Raw genomic sequence first — 18,671 nt, 5'->3', positions numbered from 1 at the left:
TCCTGTGCTTATATATTTCCAAATGCCGCCCGCCGGCATACCTTCGGTCTTCAAAACCGGGCATCATTTGGCCGCCACCGGCACCGCCGGGCAGAAGATCGAGGGGGTAAAGACGCCGCCCTGCCAGCGGGCATCGGCGCCGACGGTGATGCCGGACAACAGCTTGTAGACATTGCCGGCGACCACCGTATCCTTGACCCGGCCGACGATCTCGCCGTTTTCAACCTTGTAGCCCAGCAGGACATTGCCCGAAAAATCGCCGCCCAGGACGTTGCCCTGCTCGGCGCCCATCAGATACTCAACCACCAGCCCCTCTTTGATGCCGGACAACAGCGATTCGAAACTCGCCTGACCGGAGGCCACCACCAGGGCGTTGACCGACGGCGCCGGGGCGCCGCCGCGGCCGCGCGAGCCGTTGCCGGTGGAGGTCTTGCCGGCTTTGGCCGCAGTTTTCAGGTCGTAATAGAAATTGGCGACGCGGCCGTTTTCAATGAGCGGGGTGCGGCGGCAGGGCACGCCCTCGTCGTCGCAGGGGCGGGAGGTGGGGCGCATCGGGATGGCGGCGTCGTCGTAGAGCGAGAAATTTTCATCCAGCACGACCTCTCCGAGGCGCCGGGACAAGGGGGAAGCGCCCTCGAAGACCAGTTTGCCGTTCAGGGCTGAGGCCAGCGCCGGGATGAAAGCCGAGACAACGCCGGACGGGGTGAAGAGCACCGGCAGTTCCCCCGACCTGACCGAGGCATTCCTGCCGGACCGCTCAAGTTGAGTCAGGGTGTTACTGATAACCTCATCAACATCATGAATGACCCGGCAGTCATCCCGGTCGTCGCCGACGAAAAGCATATCGGTGCCGCGGACGCGGGTCCCCTGGAGGCCGAGCCCCATGACCGTTTTCCGGTAGCCGGCGTCGGCGCCGCGGGAGTTCATCACCCGCACCGAAACCGCGGCGGTCTCCACGCCGCCGTCGCACAGCACGTCGGGGTGTTTTCCGGTGACCGCCGAGATCATCCGCTCGCCGAGTTCAACCATCCTGGCTGTCGGCACGCCGAGCACCGCGCTGTCGTAGACATCGATCGAAGGGTATGCGCCCGGACCGGGGAGTTCAAAATCGACCTGTTGGCCGAAACGCGCCGTCTCCAGGGCCATCTCCAGCAGTTTCTCGCCGTCGTCAGGCCGGGTGGACACGGCGAAACCCAGGCGGCCTTCCTTGATTACGCGCAGGGCGACGGAGGAACTCTGCCTGGCCTGCAGACTCTTGAGGCGGTTGGCCTCGAAATGGACCGGCGTTTCCTCGGAATCCACGATGAAGAGGTCGGCTTGTTCGGCGACCCTGGCTGCCCGCTCCAGGAGGCGTTCGAAATCGTAAGCCATTCTAGCGGCCTCCTACCAGGCATTTCTGGATGCGGATGTGGGGCGAGCCGTTGGATACCGGCAGGGGCGATTGGCCGCCCTTGCCGCAGCCGCCGCCCTGGTTCATTTCCAGGTCGTTGCCGATGGCGTCGATTCGTTTTAATGTCTCGAAGACATTGCCGGAGAGGACCACCGGCCGCAGCAGTTCCTCGACGCGGCCGTTCCGGATCATGAAGGCTTCGCCGGCGGAGAAGGTGAACATCTCCATGGAAGTCGTGCCGCCGTACCAGTTGCGGGCGTAGATGCCTTCTTTGATATCGCCGATCATCTGGTCGAAAGTAACGTCACGCGGCTCGATGTAGGTATTGGCCATGCGCACAATGGGCGGGTGGCGGAAGGAGATAGCCCGGGCGCTGCCGGATGGCTTCTCGCCCATCTTGGCCGCCGTTTCCCGGGAATGCAGTCGTCCGGAGAGCCTGCCTTCCCGGATGAGGTGGACGCGCTGGCCCGGGACACCCTCGTCGTCAAAGGCATAGGAACCGCGCAGGTTGTCGATTGTGGCATCGTCGATGATATTAAGGTGCCCGCCGCCGAACTCGCGCCCCAGCACCATGACTTCCTTGAGCTGGGGATTCTCGTAGATGTGGTCCGCCTCCGACAGGTGGCCGAAGGCTTCGTGGACGAAAACGCCGGCCAGCACCGGGTCCAGCACCACGGTGTACTCGCCGCCCCTGGCCTGGGGTGCTTTGAGGAGGGCCGCCCCCCGCTCGGCGGTCTCTTTGACCCGGGCGTGGAGGCCTTTGATTTCCTCGAAATCGCCGCGGGAGCCCATGGAGATGCCTGACTGCTGCACCTCGCCGGAGCCGGCGGCCACCGCGGTGACCCGCAGGGTGATATCGGCGCGCTCCTGGCGGATGACCGAGCCGTCCGAGTTGACCAGGATGCAGCGGCGGCGCGAGTCGCCGTAGCCGATGCTGGAGGTCTGAAGACCGGATACTGACCAGATGGTCTGGTTGTATTCGTCGAGCAAGGCCTTTTTTTCAGCCAGGCTGATTCGCCGCGGGTCGTGTTTGGCGTCGATGGTCACGTCGGCGGAGGCTGGGGGCATCGGGGCGAATTCACTTTTTGCCTTACCGGCGAGGCGCGCCTGCTCCACCGCCTGAGCGATGCGTTTTTCGATAGCCTCAAGAGAATTGAAGGTGGCAAAGCCCCAGCCGCCGTCAACGAGGGCGCGGACGTTGCCCCCGGCGTCCCGGCTGCGGGTAGCCGCTTCCAGCTCCCGGCCGCGATAGGAGACGGCGGAGGATTCGGTCTCTTCCAGGCGGACTTCTATATGGTCGGCGCGGTAACTTCTCAATTTGCCGGCGAGGCGCTCGGCGACGGAATCGATATCTGGCATGTTCATTCCTATTCTGGGGATAATTAAAGTGTAAGGCGGCATGGTCAAGGTGTCAATTTCCATTCAGGGAGCCGCGCTTGAAAACCGGATCCCGGCGGCGGACTTTGTTTTTATGAAAACCAGAATGACGTACGGATGAACGTCGGGGGGCACAATTCCAGGTCTTGACACTGATTATACGGCTATGATATTATTTCAATTCGTCAGCGATTGACGGAGCACCTTAACAACTGGATAGCGGAAGGAAAAGCCAATTTTATTGCAGCGTAAATTCGTTTAAATAGCCTGGAGAGTTTGATCCTGGCTCAGGATGAACGCTAGCGGCGCGCCTTATGCATGCAAGTCGCACGGTCCCGCAAGGGACAGTGGCAAACGGGTGAGTAATGGATAAGTAACCTGCCCTTAAGTGGGGGATAACACTTCGAAAGAAGTGCTAATACCGCATGTGGTGCTCTTTCACAAGAAGGATCACTAAAACCGCAAGGTGCTTGAGGAGGGGCTTGTCTCCGATTAGCTAGTTGGTGGGGTAACGGCCTACCAAGGCGATGATCGGTAGCTGGTCTGAGAGGATGGTCAGCCACACTGGGACTGAGACACGGCCCAGACTCCTACGGGAGGCAGCAGCAAGGAATCTTGGGCAATGGGCGAAAGCCTGACCCAGCGACGCCGCGTGAGGGATGACGGCCTTCGGGTTGTAAACCTCTTTTCTCAGGGAAGAATAATGACGGTACCTGAGGAATAAGTCTCGGCTAACTACGTGCCAGCAGCCGCGGTAATACGTAGGAGGCGAGCGTTATCCGGATTTATTGGGCGTAAAGTGGGCGTAGGTGGTCTTTCAAGTCGGATGTGAAATCTCCCGGCTCAACTGGGAGGGGTCATCCGATACTGTTGGACTTGAGTACAGCAGGGGAAAATGGAATTCCCGGTGTAGTGGTGAAATGCGTAGATATCGGGAGGAACACCAGAGGCGAAGGCGATTTTCCAGGCTGAAACTGACACTGAGGCCCGAAAGCGTGGGGAGCGAACAGGATTAGATACCCTGGTAGTCCACGCCTTAAACTATGGGTACTAGGTATAGGGAGTATCGACCCTCTCTGTGCCGAAGCTAACGCTTTAAGTACCCCGCCTGGGGAGTACGGTCGCAAGACTAAAACTCAAAGGAATTGACGGGGGCCCGCACAAGCAGCGGAGCGTGTGGTTTAATTCGATGCTACACGAAGAACCTCACCAAGGCTTGACATGTTAGAAGTAGTGAACCGAAAGGGGAACGACCTGTCAAATCAGGAGCTATCACAGGTGCTGCATGGCTGTCGTCAGCTCGTGCCGTGAGGTGTATGGTTAAGTCCTGCAACGAGCGCAACCCTTATTGCCAGTTATATTCTCTGGCGATACTGCCTCGCAAAACGGGGAGGAAGGTGGGGATGACGTCAAGTCAGCATGGCCTTTATGCCTTGGGCTACACACACGCTACAATGGGCGGCACAATGGGTTGCCACCGGGTGACCGGGAGCTAATCCCCAAAACCGCCCTCAGTTCGGATCGCAGGCTGAAACCCGCCTGCGTGAAGTCGGAGTTGCTAGTAAACGCGTGTCAGCATAGCGCGTTGAATACGTTCTCGGGCCTTGTACACACCGCCCGTCACGTCATGAAAGCTGGTAACACCTGAAGTCGATAGGCTAACCCGCAAGGGGGGCAGTCGCCCAAGGTGGGACTGGTAATTGGGACGAAGTCGTAACAAGGTAGCCGTAGCGGAAGCTGCGGCTGGATCACCTCCTTTCTAGGGAGCTTGAGAGCTTCGGCTCTCCACTCCTAGGTCGGTCTCCGGCGCAAGCCGGAGTAAAGATTGGCCTAATTTTTCCTTCCGCTATCCAGGGGTTAAGGTGAAACTGTTTTTACAGACTTTTTCAGTATGCCGGCGCTTGATTTTGGCCTCGGCCGTGGGTTAGAATTAACCTCGCTTGTTTCACCCCGGGCCATTAGCTCAGCTGGTTAGAGCGCGGTCCTGATAAGACCGAGGTCCTTGGTTCGAGACCAAGATGGCCCACCATGACCTTCAATAGCCAGAACCGTTTCCCTCTTGCCGTCAGGTAACGGAGGCGTGTATTCGACGGTAACTTCATCACCTTTGACTCGGATTTCTTTAACGAAGCCTTTAATGAAAGCTTTCCGTTCGCAGATCTCACCATCTTCAAGTAATGATCTCAGATCCTCAACGTAGGTCGCCATCTCAACGGGATCCAAGGCCTCATACCGATGTTCGGAATATTGAGCTTCGATTTCAACTTTTCGTGCGATCAACTTATCTTGGCGCATGCGGAGTTCTTTGATCCGGAGCGCCAGATCAGACAATTCAATCTTTCCTGATTCTATTGCATCGTAGATGTTAGATAGCCGCAATTGGGTATCTTTAATGCCGTCATCGATGGAATCTATCTCCTGCCTAAAACCAGCCAGGGACTCATTCCACTCTTCACTGGCTGCCTTGGCAAGCTCCATTAGGTTGTCCTGGGTAAGGATTGATTTCCTGATTTCGTCAATGACAGCTTTTTCAAACTTCGGCACACTCAGGTATTTGCAGTCACAGGATCCGGCTCCCTTTTTAGTTAGGCTGCCACAGACGTAATATGCAAACTTGCCGCTCTTGGCTTCCTGCCCGGTGAGGGCGCGACCGCAATAGCCGCATCTTGCCAGACCGCTTAACAGGAATCGACTGGACACAACTCTGGGGTGAACAACTTTCGGCGCTCTCGATGCCAACATCCTTTGGGTTACATCGAACGTTTCCATGTCGATTATGGCAGGGCAAGCGCCGGGCACCCTAACCGGCTCAACACCGCGTTTACTGTGTCGACCCCACACTACCGTTCCTGTGTAAATCTCATTGGTTAGCATGGAATAAATGGTGCCCTTAGTCCAGTTCTTGCCTTTAGCGCTGGGGACACCTTTTGCGTTTAATTCCCTCACCACGTCCACGACACCCTTACTTGAGACCACTGATTCGAAGATGAACTTGACTATCGGCACTTGAGCGGCGTTCAGTTCCAACCTGGTCCTGACCTTGCCGCCATCGGTTACCCTAACCTTGGAATATCCATAGGGCGCCCTATAGGAAAGATAAAAGCCTCTAGAGGCGCTTTCCCTCATCCCTCGGGTAACCTCTTCGCCCAAGTTGTCGGAGTAAAATTCGTCGAGGCTTTCGATAATTGCTTCCATGAGCCTGCCTACAGGAGTGTCTTCTGAGGGCTCGTTGATGGAGACAACCTGAACCCCGTTTTTACGCAACAGGGTTTTGAATATTATGGAATCTTCCCGGGACCTGGCGAACCTCGAGTATTTCCAAACAAGAACCATCTGAAATGGTTTGCTTTGGCGTCTGGCAATCGATATCATCTCCTTAAATGCTGGACGGGAGGTGGTGCGGCCGGTTTCAGCCTCATCGACAAACTCTCTGTAGATCTCATAACCCTTGGCTTTAGCAAAAGCCCTCAATGCTTTCAACTGAGCTGTCAGCGACAGATCAGTGTCCTGTTTTTCTGATGATACCCTCGCGTAAAGAACTACTTTCATAGCAGCCTCTTTTATTATCCCTTAAGTCTTTTACAAATCCGGCACTGACCGGTAATCAACAGGCTGAGTTTTATCTCCTGAAGCGCCTCATCAAGTTGCGTTTTAGCGGCGGCGAGTTCGTCCCAGGACGATGCAATTTTTTTAGCTTCGGGTGTTGTGGGCAATTCTTCCAAAACCGAAAGAATCGAACTGCGACACGCCTCCTCTTGTCTTGGGCAAACCGCCAGAGTGTGTCCTGGACCCAGGCGAACTTCGCCGTTACGGGTATCTAACTGGATACGTTCTTCAATCTTCTCCATGAGCCGGGGTTTAATCCCAAATACCCGATCTATAGACCTGGAATAGGCTAGTTCCAAGACGTTGGTAGCAACGAGCTTGACTCCTTCTTCGACTGTTGGAGCATCTTCGATAGGATTGAAGTTGGCGTCGACGAAGACACCACCTGTTCTTTGCTTAAGCTTTTCGGCTGCTATTTGTTTGAATCTAATCAGACTGTCAATATAGTTTTTCGAAATTTTCTGCCAGCTTTCGAGTCTAGTCCACAACTGGTCCTTGGGCAGGTGCTCCTTAAGCAAAGCAACTGCCGGTGGCGGTTCCGCCCCTTTGGAAGAACTGCTTTCTTCAATCTCTGTCCTCCATTGTACGTATAGATCGCGTAGCGGCAAGGTGTTCGACTGCTGGAGCCAATCAACAGCCCCCATGAGTTGCTCCTGATGGAGTTTTAGAGCGTTCCTTAAAAGCTCGATTTGAGCAAGGTTGAGTCTTCGCTCATCAGTTGCTTTTTGAAGGCCAGCCCTAATGGTGCGGATGTCCCGGCCGGTTTTCCTGGCGATGGCGACCTCAGAGGTTCCATTTTCCCGCCATTCCAACCATTCTCTAACCTCTTTGGGGGAGGGGATTTTCTTTCTGGGCATAACGACCTCCCGGATGCTTTTTAACTTTGATATCATATTCCATACCATACAAATATGCTATTGTCAATACGTAACTGACATAGATATCTGCGTTGATGCCAGTCTTATAATTAGAATTGTGGGCACCGCAACAAATTCTGACTACTCTGAAAACCGTCGTTTGGCCATAAGGATCCTCGCCAAACTGATCATCCGGCGTCGTCTCAAGGCGTCCGGCTTGCATCCAGCCTATCGAGATGTCATTGATCCACATTCGTCCGAATGCCATGTACACGCAACGGATTCTGATTCCAACGATAAAGCTGAGAAATAGATCCGATGAAAATCTACCTTGAGCCTGTTGATGTCTCGAAGTTAGCCGAAACCGCGATCAATCCCCGGGATAAGCTACTTGTGTTAACGCTCTTTCGTCTCGGTTGCCGCGTCAGCGAAATGCTGGCCATTGCGGTTGAGGACATCGACTTTACGAATAGCACGGTCACCATCAAGCACCTTAAAAGCAGAATCAAACTCAAATGCCCGGATTGCAAGGCCGCTTTGAGTCTAACAACAATATTCTGCCCGACATGTGGGGTGAAAGTGGAGTCGGCCGTACAGGAAATCAAAGATGTGAGGCGCCAGCGTATCCTGCCGCTTGAAGATAATCTTCTGGGACTAATCAAGAAATTTATTTCCTCCGGAGGTCCGGTGGAGCGTAACGGCCGGCTGGTGCTTTTCGGCATCAACCGCCACCGCGCCTGGCAAATCGTCAAGAATTTGGCAGAAAAAGCCGGATTACCGCAGATAATTAACGCTGATACCGGCAAGATTCATTCGGTCTCACCCCATAAGCTGCGGGACGCTTTCGCCGTCCACGCCATGAAATGCGACGACTCTGGAAACGGTATGCGTTTGCTCCAGGAACACTTAGGACATGCGTCGTTCAATACGACAGCAAAATACCGTAAAATCGCGGGCGAAGAACACCGAAAATGGTACCAACAGCTCTGGTAATACGGCCTTAACGATCTTCTATCCAAACCTGTGGGTTAATTCTATCCTCTACTTTAAGTACCCGGCATTCTTCATGATTTGTCTCTCACTTTCGGAACGGTGTCCCACTTGCCGACATCATGAAGATGTGGACGTCTAAAACTTGGGGGGCCGGAAAGAGTTCAAGAAGCCTTCCTACCGCCACCGTAATCCAGAATTAGCCTCTATTTATCACCAGTTAACCAATTCCATTCACCGTAATTGGGTTGCACAATCGATCAAGTTAAAAGACAAATTGTTGGATTCTATTTGGGCGTGTAAAGCCTTGGCGGGCGATTATAGACAATGCCTTCAAAAAATGGGCTCAACAAATTGTGTGATCTGGTCGAACTAAAACCTGGTTTTATCGCCGAGCTTAAAGAGTTCGGAGAGGCTGACGCTGAGCGCCTCGGCGAGTGCGTTGATATTCCTTAGAGCCGGGTTCCGCTCCCCGCGCTCGATACCACCGAGGTAAGTGCGGTGGATACCGGCCCTAAAGGCTAATTCTTCCTGGGATAGTTTTCTTAGCTGCCGGAGAGTTCTTATTCTCTCGCCGAATCGTTTCTGTATCGTATCGTCGGTCATTTTAGTTAGATAAAAAGATGTTGACCGCATGATATGTTGATGTATACTATGAGTCTACAGACTATAAGTATCATTTTCCCAAGGAGGTTGTCGGAAATGAGCCAGATGACCGAACTTGCCAAAACCGTAAACTTCGAAAACGCTGCCTACAGTGTGTTTTCAAGGCTGGTTCAGGGGCAGGGACCGGGACTGATGGTTCTTTGGGGCGGGACTCCCGATAATCCCGAGAAGGCGAACAAATCATATTTTCTGAACATGATTCAACAGGTAGAGGACTCTCCTGAAACGGTTAAGTCATATGTCCCTGCTTTTGTTTGGGAAATTTTGGCAGATCTCGAGCCCGGACACTATCAATGCGTTAGGCTGAAAGAAGACTCGGGCTTATCTCCCTACGCCTTGTATCCGATGCCATTATCAATCGTTTTGCCCTTGGCGCTGGCAAAAGCCGCCTACAGGAGAGGTTTGAAACCGGCGAGCCACATCGTCATCCTTGCGGATGACCTACAGGAATTTATGCGTTTTAACCGCGCCTCCAATGAGGAATTTCTGACTAAACTTGGCCAGGAATTGGATAAGCAGGCGGAGATTTCTTTCATCGGCGCCTCCCAAATGACATGGAATGCCAAAATTTTGGGGGATGATCGGATTTTGGCTTTAGGCTGGGACTAAATTTGTGGATCAATATAATTTCAGTTGGGTTATTGCCGGCAGACTGTCTGGACACCAGGCTCCCTCGTCCATGGAAGATCTTCTCTGGCTAAAACAACAGGGTATCCTCGCCCTGGTGAGAATGGCGCAGCCCGAGGTAACAAGAATAACTAGTTCCCAGATAGAACATCTTGGCATGTGGGACTGCCACGAACCGGTGCCTGACTTCACGGCTCCGGAGCAGGATCAAATCAAAAGAATCATGGGGTTCATCGCAAAAGCTCTAGTAACAGATAGACCGGTGGGTGTTTCGTGTGGAGCGGGCATGGGGCGGACCGGGACGATACTTGCCTGCTACTTTGTAAGCCAGGGTTGGGACGCTCAAAAAGCTATGACTTATGTCCGGAGCCTCAGGCCGGGATCGATTGAAACCAAAGCCCAAGAACATGCGGTCATAGAGTACGCCAAAAAACGCTGAGCGTTTTCTCCTTTTCCAGCAAACCCCTTATACATCTATGTTATATATATATCTACATCTTTATTTCTGAAGTGTGCCGTGGAGAACCGGTCAACCACTTGATCGAGCGTTGAGGGTTTGGGTTAAGGGGGCGGTTTTTGGGGGGCGGTTTTCGGAGGACGGGGTGGACTTGAAATTATCTATATAATACACTACCACCCCGCCCCCGCCACCGCCCTCTGCCCCTTGAACGTAAGTCACCTCATCATGTTAGCGAACAAACTACGTTAAGGGGGCGCTCAATAATCCGGAAACGTCAGCGTTGGAACGAGGGACGACACTTCAACTCGGGAGGACTCCATGATTCTCAGGCTGAATAATATTTAAGTGCCGCTCCTGGCCGTCCATAAGATCACTTGAATTCCAAGCTACTATTGGTGGGGGCGGTTTTTCGTGTGGCACTTGAATGAAGGTGGCCTGAGAATCAATTAGTAAATCGCCACCCTCGACTCTCAATCGTTACTCTTCCGCCCCCTTACCCCGCCACACTAATATTCTCTTCAGTTACGGTGATCAAATTCTGTCCAGACAAATCTATTGAAACCCTAAAAACTTCCCAAGAGGAGCATTAGATGGTTCGCGGGCGTAATACGTTGGATGTGGTGGTCACAAAAGCAGATTAAGTTGGATATCACATCCGACTAATATTGATTATATTTACATTAACATAATTATTGACAACCCAATATTCTGATGGGATAATCCAACCAATTTATAACTCCTGGGCACCTCACGAAGGTAATGGCCATCAGAACTTCTTAGCCAACAGGAGAAGAGTTTATGAAAGCCCGGGCACCCGTCAACTCTTGGGAAAGCATTTTCAAGAAACCTCACAGCCAGCAGCGATGCTGGCTGTTTTTTTGCCGAGGCAAGATCAAAGAAAAAGTGTTTCTTGGAAGTTGAATCGCAGCGATGACCGATATTAAAATCCCATCTTTCACATCCGATGAAGGCACCGAGGCAAGGATCCAACATATAAACCAGTTACTTCTTGCCGTTCGTAACATAAACCAGCTTATCATTCGTAACAAAAATGATGCTAAAGAGCTGCTCGGACGAGCTAGCCGGATATTGGCTAGGGATTATGGGCTCGTCGAAACTTGGGCAATGCTCTTCAACCATCATGGGGCGATGGAATTTGTCGCTGAATCTGGGTTGACCGAGGAAGCTCAGAGCCAACTCAACGAAATACTAAAGAGAGGGGCCCCACCATGCGTTAACATCGCATTGGAAAGTATGAAGGCTCGTCTAATCAATAATCCTTCAATTATCTGTGCCGGTTGCCCGGTGTCACCACACTTTTTAGCCAGCCATAAGATCGTCGTTCCACTTATCTTTGAGAACGATTTTCTGGGGACTTTCGTTGCAATAGTCACCGCTCAGACTGTAATTGGTCCCAAAGAATTTGAGTTGCTTGACGAAATGGCCCGCGATATCGCTTTTGGCTTAAATGAGATCGATGAAAATATCAAGCGGCGTGAAATTGAGCACGAACTGCGCAAATACGAACTTATCGCCAACAACACCAAGGACATCATTCTATTCTTGAGTTGTGACGATGGCCATATCCTCGAGGCCAATCTGGCAGCCGTCGAGTCATATGGGTATTCTCGTGAGGAATTGCTTTCTAGGACAATTTCCGATCTGCGGGCACCCGACACCCGGGCGTCAGTGTCCAGCCAGATCCGGCAGGCCGACTCCTCTGGTATTATCTTCGAGACTCTCCATCTCCGCAGGGACGGCAGTATTTTCCCGGTGGAGGTCAGTTCTCGCGGCGCAGATATTTTGGGCGGGAGGATGCTAGTCAGTGTCATCAGAGATATCACTGAGCGCAAAAAGGCCGAATCGATACTGAGGGAAGTGTCTGAGCATCAAAAAACGGTGCTTTCCACCGTCCCCGACATGATCGTCGAGGTAGACCTCACAAAAGTTTACACTTGGGCGAACCCAGCTGCGATTGCGTTCTTCGGATCCGACATGGTTGGCAAAGAGGCGTCTTTTTATTTTGAAGGAGCTCAGGACACCTACCACTCCGTGCAACCGGTCTTCGATGGCGATGAGCAAACGGTTTATGTCGAAAGTTGGCAGAGGAGGCGCGACGGTCAGAAACGTTTGCTTGGGTGGTGGTGCAGACCTTTGAAAGACTCTAGTGGCAAAGTGATCGGTGCGTTATCGGCTGCCCAGGACATCACCGAACGCAAACAAATAGAAGAGAAAGCCCGCCGGGCATCCCGTGAGTGGAGAACAACTTTCGATTCCATGAGCGACATGATCTCGATTCAGGACCGTGATTTTAAAATCACCCGCGTTAACAAAGCTTACGCCGAGGCATTGGGTAAACCATTCCGGGAGATCATAGGCAAAACATGTTTTGAACTGATCCACGGAACTAAAACACCTATAGCTGGCTGCCCGCACCTTCAGACCCTTAAGACTGGTAAACCGGCCTGTTTTGAGTCATTTGATCCGGAGCACAACAATCACTCTGAGGTTCGTACCTTCCCCATCATGGATGACCATCGCAAGGTGACATTCACCATTCATGTGTTCCATGACATCACGCAACGTAAATTGGAGGAGGCCGAGAAGCAGCACCTCCGCGACAAAGCTGAAATGACTAGCCGCCTGGCTGCGGTAGGTGAGATGGCCTCCGGCATCGCCCATGAGATCAACAACCCCCTTAGCGGGGTCATAGGCTTCGCCGAACTCCTACTGGGGCGTACAGATCTGCCGGATGACGTTAGGCAAGATCTTGAAACGATCAACGAGGGAAGCCAGCGGGTCAAAGAGATCATTCGGCGCATGCTTACGTTCGCCCGCCAACAGAAACCTTTGCGTACGTGCATTAGTGTCACAGACCTTATCGACAACACTCTAGAACTCCGTAAATATGTCCTTGACACAGCCAACATCGAGGTCGTCCGCGATTACAGTCCCGATATGCCAGCATTGAACATCGACCCGGGGCAGTTGCAGCAGGTTTTCCTGAACCTGATCGTGAACGCTGAATATGCTATGAAGAAGACGCATGGCCGCGGCAGGTTGACCATCACCGCTCGCAAAGACCCTGACAAGTTTCGGTTTCTTTTCAGTGACGACGGGCCTGGCGTTCCCAAAGAGGTTAGGGACAAGATCTTCCAGCCATTCTTCACTACCAAGGTGCCCGGGGAGGGCACCGGTCTTGGCCTTAGCCTATCGCGAGGGATCGTCCTCGAGCACGCCGGAGATATTGTACTTGGGGGCATTGGCAGCAGTGGGGCCACGTTTATTGTTGAACTACCGCTGGGACTGGCGTGTTCAAGCGATACTGGTTTGCCGATGGAAGTGGCGGCCATGGTGCCAACAAGGACTGCGAGAGTGCTCGTAATAGATGACGAAGTTTCAGTGAGATTGTTCATTGAAGCTATGCTTGTCAGGGAAGGGCACTCGGTTGAAACTACAGAAACCGCCGACGAAGCACTCGTTACACTTTCCAACGAAAATTATGACATGATTCTGCTTGACATCCGTATGCCGGGGACAAGTGGTATCGAATTATTTGATCAGATATCCTCGAGATGGCCGAACTTAGCCATGCGCATCGTTTTTACTACCGGTGATACCAACGATGCAGTCACCTCCCAGTTCATCGCCGCCAAGGGAGTCCCCTGCCTGGCCAAACCATTCGACCGGCAAGAGGTGTTGAACCAATTGGCTAGGCTGGTTTTGACAAGCGGGAGTGTCTAGGATTTCCCCTAAGCCGGAAAAAACGGGATTGTCTCGACTGTAATGAAGCTGAGCTTTGTTGCGTTTAAAGGTTAAGCTTTCCGAAGGAATCGATTTCCACGATGCCGTTAATGTGTTTTACTGCGTCTCTATTCAATTAAGGAGAATTTGAAGTCTTTCTCGACCACCAACTTTAGAAGAGTATCCGCCACCTTGGGGTCATAGAGCACACTCTTTTGAGACATAATTTCATTCAAGGCCGCGCTGACACCTAATGCCGGCCGGTATGGCCGATGTGAAGACATTGCTTCGAAAACATCTGCCACGGCAAGTATCTTTGCTTCTTCTAAGATTGCATCGCCGGTCAGCCCGTCAGGATAACCCGAGCCGTTAAGCCTTTCGTGGTGCTGGAGGACCATTTGAGCTATTGGCCATGGGAAATCAACTTCTTTCAGGATTTCATACCCGATCTTTGAGTGGATACGCACTAAACCCATTTCAAATTCGTTCAGACGCCCCGGCTTTGCCAATATGCTAGACGGAATGGCGACTTTACCGAAGTCATGGACTAACCCGGCCACTTCGATGCCTTCGACCCGATCGGAGCTCAAACCCATCTCCGAGGCAATTGCACTGGAGAGCTGGGCGACGCGTCTCTGGTGCCCGGCGGTATATGGGTCTACCTCTTCGTTGGCCTTTGAAATCGCCACTATTGTCTGCTTGAAAGTACGCTGAAGCCTTGAAAGGGTTTGGGTCAGATTAAGCTCTGCCTTTTTACGGAGAACCACCCCGGACAAAGCATCAGAGGCGGAAACCAGGAACGATTCCTCTTCCGAATCCTTTTGGTGGCCTTCCTTGAGATAGACGTTGATCACGCCCAGGGTAGTTCCATTCGATACCATCGGCAGGCAATAATGGCCGTGTTCTTTGATCTCCGGATATCGAAATTCATGCTTATCGTCAAGGCCCTGGGTAAATTGGATCGCCTGGCTTGATGCCGCAATCCCGCACAGGCACTTGCCGAAAGGCACTTTCGAACATATCTCCTTGACCGGCAGGTCCAGCCCCGCCTGGGCTTTCATTACCAACACCTGAGGATCGTCCTCGACAAGGAAGATCGCGCCTTTGGATTCGATAGTGAGACCCGGCGCAGAGATAATGATACCAAGAGCCTGAGAAAGGAGTTCTTCAAGGGACACATCTTTCAATGAGAGATTCAATATCTCCTGAATAGCTCCCCGAAGACGGTGTTGTTTTTCAAGTTTAAGAGCTGTTAGCTTATGTTCGGTAATATCCCGTACCGTGTGGAGGTAGATCGGCTTACCAGCCTCGGTGAAGCGTCCGGTGGGGTATATCGCGGCTTTTATCCAGTGCTTGGATCTCGGATCTTGATACTCCTTCTCGACGGGACCCTGGACCTCCATACGCACAACGTCCTCGAGGGGGCATCCGTTGAAATGATCGACCCCATGAACTAACTTGGGGCAATATGCCCCGATGACGTCCCGGAAATCCAATCTCATTCTTGCGCAGAACGCCTTGTTGGCGCCGACAATATGATGATCGCTGTCTACGAGAAGCACGTAGAACGGCATGGAATCCAGCAGTTCCTGAACTCCGATAGCACCCGGGAGTGACGTAATTCCCTTCTCGGTCGCGAAGGTCTTTTGAGCGCCACTTCCTGAAATTTCTTCCTCGGTACCGATAACTCGATTGTCGAGTCTATGCTCGTTCAACGTTTTATTCTTTCGTTAAGTCGAGATCATTCAGCAATGCTTGGAAATCAGGCAGTTCTGAGAGCGGAGTATCTTTGACAAATCCTCCGTCTTGGCCCTTATTAGAATCGCGGAACCTTTCAGCCTCGGAAAGAATTTCATTCCAGCCAGCCCTCAATGCGGCAAAAACCGAAGGGTCGAACTGCCGCTCAACACTCTGCTCGATGACTTTTAGGGCTTCGGATGGGGTGAAATACACCTTGCGGTAAACCCTCCGTGAGGTCAGGGCGTCGAGGACATCGGCTAGAGAGACGATTCGGGCGGGGAGTGGGATAACCTCACCTTTCAGTCCGAAGGGATACCCGGTGCCATCCCACTTTTCATGATGGTTGAGAGCGATACTGGCTCCCAGCCTAACGATGTCAGAATCGGCGCCATCAAGAATCCCAAAGCCGATCGTGGTGTGCTGCTTCATCGACTCCCATTCTGCCTCATCCAACCGGCCAGGCTTAAGGAGGATTTTGTCGGGGACGCCGATTTTCCCGATGTCGTGCATCATTGAAGCGTAAAGGATTCCTTCAATCTCAGATGGGGACAAGTTTAAACGCTCGGCGATAATTGTGGAATACCTGCTTACCCGCAAAATGTGGCTGCTCGTGTCACCGTCTTTATACTCGGCCGCTCGCGACAGGCGGATAACGGTGTCGATCGAGGCAGATTTGAGCCTGGCCACAGCATGGGCCAACTCCTTCGATCGGTCATTTATTCGTTGCTCCAGAGTCGCCTGGTATTCTATGATTTTATGTTCAAGACTCCTTTTTTCAAGCGCTCGCCGGGCGCTTAAGGCAATCACTTCGAGAGTGAATGGCTTGGTGACGTAGTCGTAAGCACCGAGCCGAACGCAGCGCATCGCCGTGTTGGCGTCGCTATTTCCCGTCACCATGATAACTGCAGTGTCAATGCCTTGGGACTTGATTTCAGAAAGAATCTCGACGCCTGATTTGTCAGGGAGGCTAAGGTCAAGCAGGACCAAATCAATATGTTGCTCCAGGAGAATGGACAAGGCTTCGGCGCCGGTCGTGGAGGTAAGGCATGCATAGCCTTCGTTGGACAGCGCCAGGTAGAGGAGTTTCCGTATGGGCTCCTCATCGTCGACGATAAGGACTATCTCTCTGATCTTGTTCACGCTAGGCTTCCTCTATCTCGTGGTATTCTTAGCCATTGATATTCATAGCATTCAGGCTATCTCGATACGATTTGAGAACACATGGTAGCACGAGGTAGCCCGCAGAACAATCTTTTAGAAGCACTCGCCCCGCAAAACGGTGGTAGCTTAATGCTCGAAACTGTTCCTTCATCATCTCCGTAAAATTAATACCAAGCAGCATGATTGGGACAACAGGAACATGGTCCCGCTGCTCTTCTTTACCATCGAGAATATACCTTGTTCCATACCGTTCGGGTTAAACCTGAGCATAAGGAAGAACAAAATACACAATTGAAATTTAGAATCGCAAAGAACCCAAGAAACACCCATGAATATGTGCAAGTAAAGCCGTTGAACTCTAGATTGTTGAGGAAGGCGACTATCAGGATTCAATGTGGATCGTGTTTATGCAGAAATTAAATTTGAATTGTCTTGATTATTCGTCCCTTCGTCTTGAGCAGTTCGGAGGCTGAACCGAAATTTCCCCAACTCCCTCGCCCAAGTGGGAAATGCAAAAGGTGAGGGTGTTCTTCTTTGTTCACTCAGGCACAGGCCGGAAACAATGGCTCTGTTTGTCCTACCAGACTAAAGATAACCATAAATATTTTTATTGATGATTGACCATTACTAAAGTTTTTTCTTAGTTAGCCTAAAGTACTATTGTGTTTCGTTATACAGGCAGTGTTGAATATACCCAAGATTTTTCGCAACGATTCTGAAATTTTCTGGTAAGTTAAAAATAGTTATTGACAAGTTTAATAATGTGGAGTTAAATATCTCTAATTCTTTTGTTTCGCTTGTTCTGGTCTCTCCACTGTTTGTTAACTACTCCGGATTGAGGAGGTGCAAGTCTGAAATATCTCGGGTTTCTGGTTCTCGGAACCCCGCTGGTTTCCTTGATGCGTTTTCAGGGAACCCTGACAGGCTATCTCTAAGGTAAGTCAGCTTTTTAAGAAAGCTGACTTATTGTTTGCAAAAATCTGAACAAAGATGGAGGTTCAAATGGACTCAAATGGTTTTCTGAAATGGTTAAAAAGGATCCTGGTCGCGGCGCCAATCGCGCTGGTAGCAATGGCGATGCTCTCTCTTCCAATGTCTGCCGTTAGTGGGGTATCCATAACTCCGGCGACGGCGACAACGGTCTCAATTGATACCACCTCAGCCGCCGGTGGCACCAGCACATGGACCGCTTTGGGTACGATTTCAGGGCCGATAATTACAGAGAATGCTGTCGGCGGAATCGCCACCGGCTTGCATGTTTTGACCCTACCTGCTGGCTGGGAATTTAATATTGGGCAAAACGTGACTATTGGCCTCAACGGTACTGATTTAACCTTGGGAAATGGGGTCATCACACCAGGCACTAATACCTTGACTTTCAATGTTACTGCCCATTCTACAACCGTTCCGGCGGTCTTAACTTTTTCGAATATCCAGGTCAGACCTACGGGCACAGTTGTGGGTTCGGTTAACGTGACCCATTCTGGTCCTGGGATTGTCGGCGTTACAGATGGCGTAACCAGTTTCGGGAACTTCACCACCGTACATGGTACCGCCACCGGCATTACTATCACTCCGGGTAGTGCGAGTGTTGTTGTAGCCAGTACTCAAGCCTACACCGCCACTGCCCATGATCAATTTAACAACACCTGGGATGTCACTGGATCGACCACTTTCACGACCAGTGGCGGCGGTTCTTTTGCAGCCAATATCTTTAGTGCGGCGACCGTTACTGGTAGCCCATGGACCGTTACAGGTACTCTGGCTTCCCCGGTCCTGTCAAACACCGCCTCCGTCACTGTCACACCGAAGGCTCTAACGGTCAGTGGCATAACCGGGGTGAACAAAGTTTATAATGGCAACACTACAGCCAATTTGAACACAGGCGGCGCGGCTCTGGTAGGTGTACTTGGTGGCCAAACCGTCACCTTGAACACGGCCGGTGCAGTTGGCGCTTTTGCAGATAAAAATATCGGCACCGGTAAAACAGTGACTATCTCCGGATTGACCATCGGTGGCGCTGATGTTGCCAACTACACGCTGACTCAGCCAA

Annotated in this window: 11 protein-coding genes, 1 tRNA gene, 1 rRNA gene and 1 pseudogene; 7 read left to right on the top strand and 7 right to left on the bottom strand. The window is 51.9% G+C overall.

Translation table 11 applies throughout. The features are described 5' to 3' along the window. Positions 1-63: 63 nt before the first annotated feature. Both DEALK_RS01345 and DEALK_RS01340 read right to left on the bottom strand, forming a co-directional pair. Complete coding sequence (locus tag DEALK_RS01345) at positions 64-1,371, bottom strand: TldD/PmbA family protein (protein WP_058438003.1); 1,308 nt, start codon at positions 1,369-1,371, stop codon at positions 64-66. Between the two features lies 1 nt (position 1,372). After that, complete coding sequence (locus DEALK_RS01340; RefSeq protein WP_058438001.1) at positions 1,373-2,749, bottom strand: TldD/PmbA family protein; 1,377 nt, start codon at positions 2,747-2,749, stop codon at positions 1,373-1,375. A 282-nt stretch (positions 2,750-3,031) separates the two neighbouring features. Between DEALK_RS01340 and DEALK_RS01335 the strand changes: the two genes are divergently transcribed. Together DEALK_RS01335 and DEALK_RS01330 are read left to right on the top strand one after the other, a co-directional pair. Continuing rightward, positions 3,032-4,526: ribosomal RNA gene (locus DEALK_RS01335) — 16S ribosomal RNA — on the top strand. Between the two features lie 193 nt (positions 4,527-4,719). Next, positions 4,720-4,796: transfer RNA gene (locus DEALK_RS01330), tRNA-Ile, on the top strand. 488 nt (positions 4,797-5,284) lie between these two features. Here the strand turns inward: DEALK_RS01330 and DEALK_RS10200 are convergent. Both DEALK_RS10200 and DEALK_RS01325 read right to left on the bottom strand, forming a co-directional pair. Continuing rightward, a pseudogene (locus DEALK_RS10200) lies at positions 5,285-6,316 on the bottom strand (recombinase family protein); the annotation flags it as partial. Between the two features lie 14 nt (positions 6,317-6,330). Then, positions 6,331-7,230, bottom strand: coding sequence for a hypothetical protein (locus DEALK_RS01325; RefSeq protein WP_144437060.1), 900 nt, complete (start codon positions 7,228-7,230; stop codon positions 6,331-6,333). Between the two features lie 318 nt (positions 7,231-7,548). On the opposite strand from DEALK_RS01325, the gene DEALK_RS01320 reads away from it, so the two are divergent. Then, the gene (locus DEALK_RS01320) at positions 7,549-8,223 is read left to right on the top strand and encodes a site-specific integrase (protein ID WP_058437997.1); all 675 of its coding nucleotides are present in this window, start codon (positions 7,549-7,551) and stop codon (positions 8,221-8,223) included. Between the two features lie 369 nt (positions 8,224-8,592). Here the strand turns inward: DEALK_RS01320 and DEALK_RS01315 are convergent, their stop codons facing one another. Next, positions 8,593-8,826 (bottom strand): helix-turn-helix domain-containing protein, encoded by a 234-nt coding sequence (locus DEALK_RS01315; RefSeq protein WP_058437995.1) that lies wholly within the window; start codon positions 8,824-8,826, stop codon positions 8,593-8,595. A 96-nt stretch (positions 8,827-8,922) separates the two neighbouring features. Here DEALK_RS01315 and DEALK_RS01310 point away from each other — a divergent pair, with 96 nt between their 5' ends. The 3 genes from DEALK_RS01310 to DEALK_RS01300 all read left to right on the top strand — a co-directional run bounded on the left by DEALK_RS01310 (position 8,923) and on the right by DEALK_RS01300 (position 13,717). Further along, on the top strand, positions 8,923-9,495 hold the full coding sequence (locus DEALK_RS01310; RefSeq protein ID WP_058437993.1) for a hypothetical protein: 573 nt from the start codon (positions 8,923-8,925) through the stop codon (positions 9,493-9,495). Between the two features lie 4 nt (positions 9,496-9,499). Continuing rightward, positions 9,500-9,952, top strand: coding sequence for a phosphatase domain-containing protein (locus DEALK_RS01305; RefSeq protein ID WP_065128661.1), 453 nt, complete (start codon positions 9,500-9,502; stop codon positions 9,950-9,952). Between the two features lie 951 nt (positions 9,953-10,903). Further along, positions 10,904-13,717: a hybrid sensor histidine kinase/response regulator gene (locus DEALK_RS01300; protein WP_058437989.1), complete on the top strand. Its 2,814-nt coding sequence runs from the start codon at positions 10,904-10,906 to the stop codon at positions 13,715-13,717. A 128-nt stretch (positions 13,718-13,845) separates the two neighbouring features. On the opposite strand, the gene DEALK_RS01295 is transcribed toward DEALK_RS01300, so the two are convergent. Beyond that, the gene (locus DEALK_RS01295) at positions 13,846-15,432 is read right to left on the bottom strand and encodes an HD domain-containing phosphohydrolase (protein ID WP_058437987.1); all 1,587 of its coding nucleotides are present in this window, start codon (positions 15,430-15,432) and stop codon (positions 13,846-13,848) included. 4 nt (positions 15,433-15,436) lie between these two features. Then, complete coding sequence (locus tag DEALK_RS01290; protein ID WP_065128659.1) at positions 15,437-16,597, bottom strand: HD domain-containing phosphohydrolase; 1,161 nt, start codon at positions 16,595-16,597, stop codon at positions 15,437-15,439. A gap of 1,023 nt (positions 16,598-17,620) precedes the next feature. Here DEALK_RS01290 and DEALK_RS10060 point away from each other — a divergent pair. Beyond that, on the top strand, positions 17,621-18,671 hold a 1,051-nt coding region (locus DEALK_RS10060), incomplete at its 3' end, for a YDG domain-containing protein (protein ID WP_244881567.1).

It is taken from the genome of Dehalogenimonas alkenigignens (genome assembly GCF_001466665.1).
Classification (GTDB): Bacteria; Chloroflexota; Dehalococcoidia; order Dehalococcoidales; family Dehalococcoidaceae; genus Dehalogenimonas; species Dehalogenimonas alkenigignens.
The sequence above is the reverse complement of the archived record's forward strand: the minus strand, read 5'-3'. Positions and strand labels throughout refer to the sequence as shown.

Bases quoted from the DNA above. Each gene is read 5' to 3' on its own strand.
- DEALK_RS01340 (WP_058438001.1), bottom strand. From the start codon at position 2,749: ATGCCAGATATCGATTCCGTCGCCGAGCGCCTCGCCGGCAAATTGAGA.
- DEALK_RS01325 (WP_144437060.1), bottom strand. From the start codon at position 7,230: ATGCCCAGAAAGAAAATCCCCTCCCCCAAAGAGGTTAGAGAATGGTTG.
- DEALK_RS01345 (WP_058438003.1), bottom strand. From the start codon at position 1,371: ATGGCTTACGATTTCGAACGCCTCCTGGAGCGGGCAGCCAGGGTCGCC.
- DEALK_RS01315 (WP_058437995.1), bottom strand. From the start codon at position 8,826: ATGACCGACGATACGATACAGAAACGATTCGGCGAGAGAATAAGAACT.
- DEALK_RS01310 (WP_058437993.1), top strand. From the start codon at position 8,923: ATGAGCCAGATGACCGAACTTGCCAAAACCGTAAACTTCGAAAACGCT.
- DEALK_RS01300 (WP_058437989.1), top strand. From the start codon at position 10,904: ATGACCGATATTAAAATCCCATCTTTCACATCCGATGAAGGCACCGAG.
- DEALK_RS01320 (WP_058437997.1), top strand. From the start codon at position 7,549: ATGAAAATCTACCTTGAGCCTGTTGATGTCTCGAAGTTAGCCGAAACC.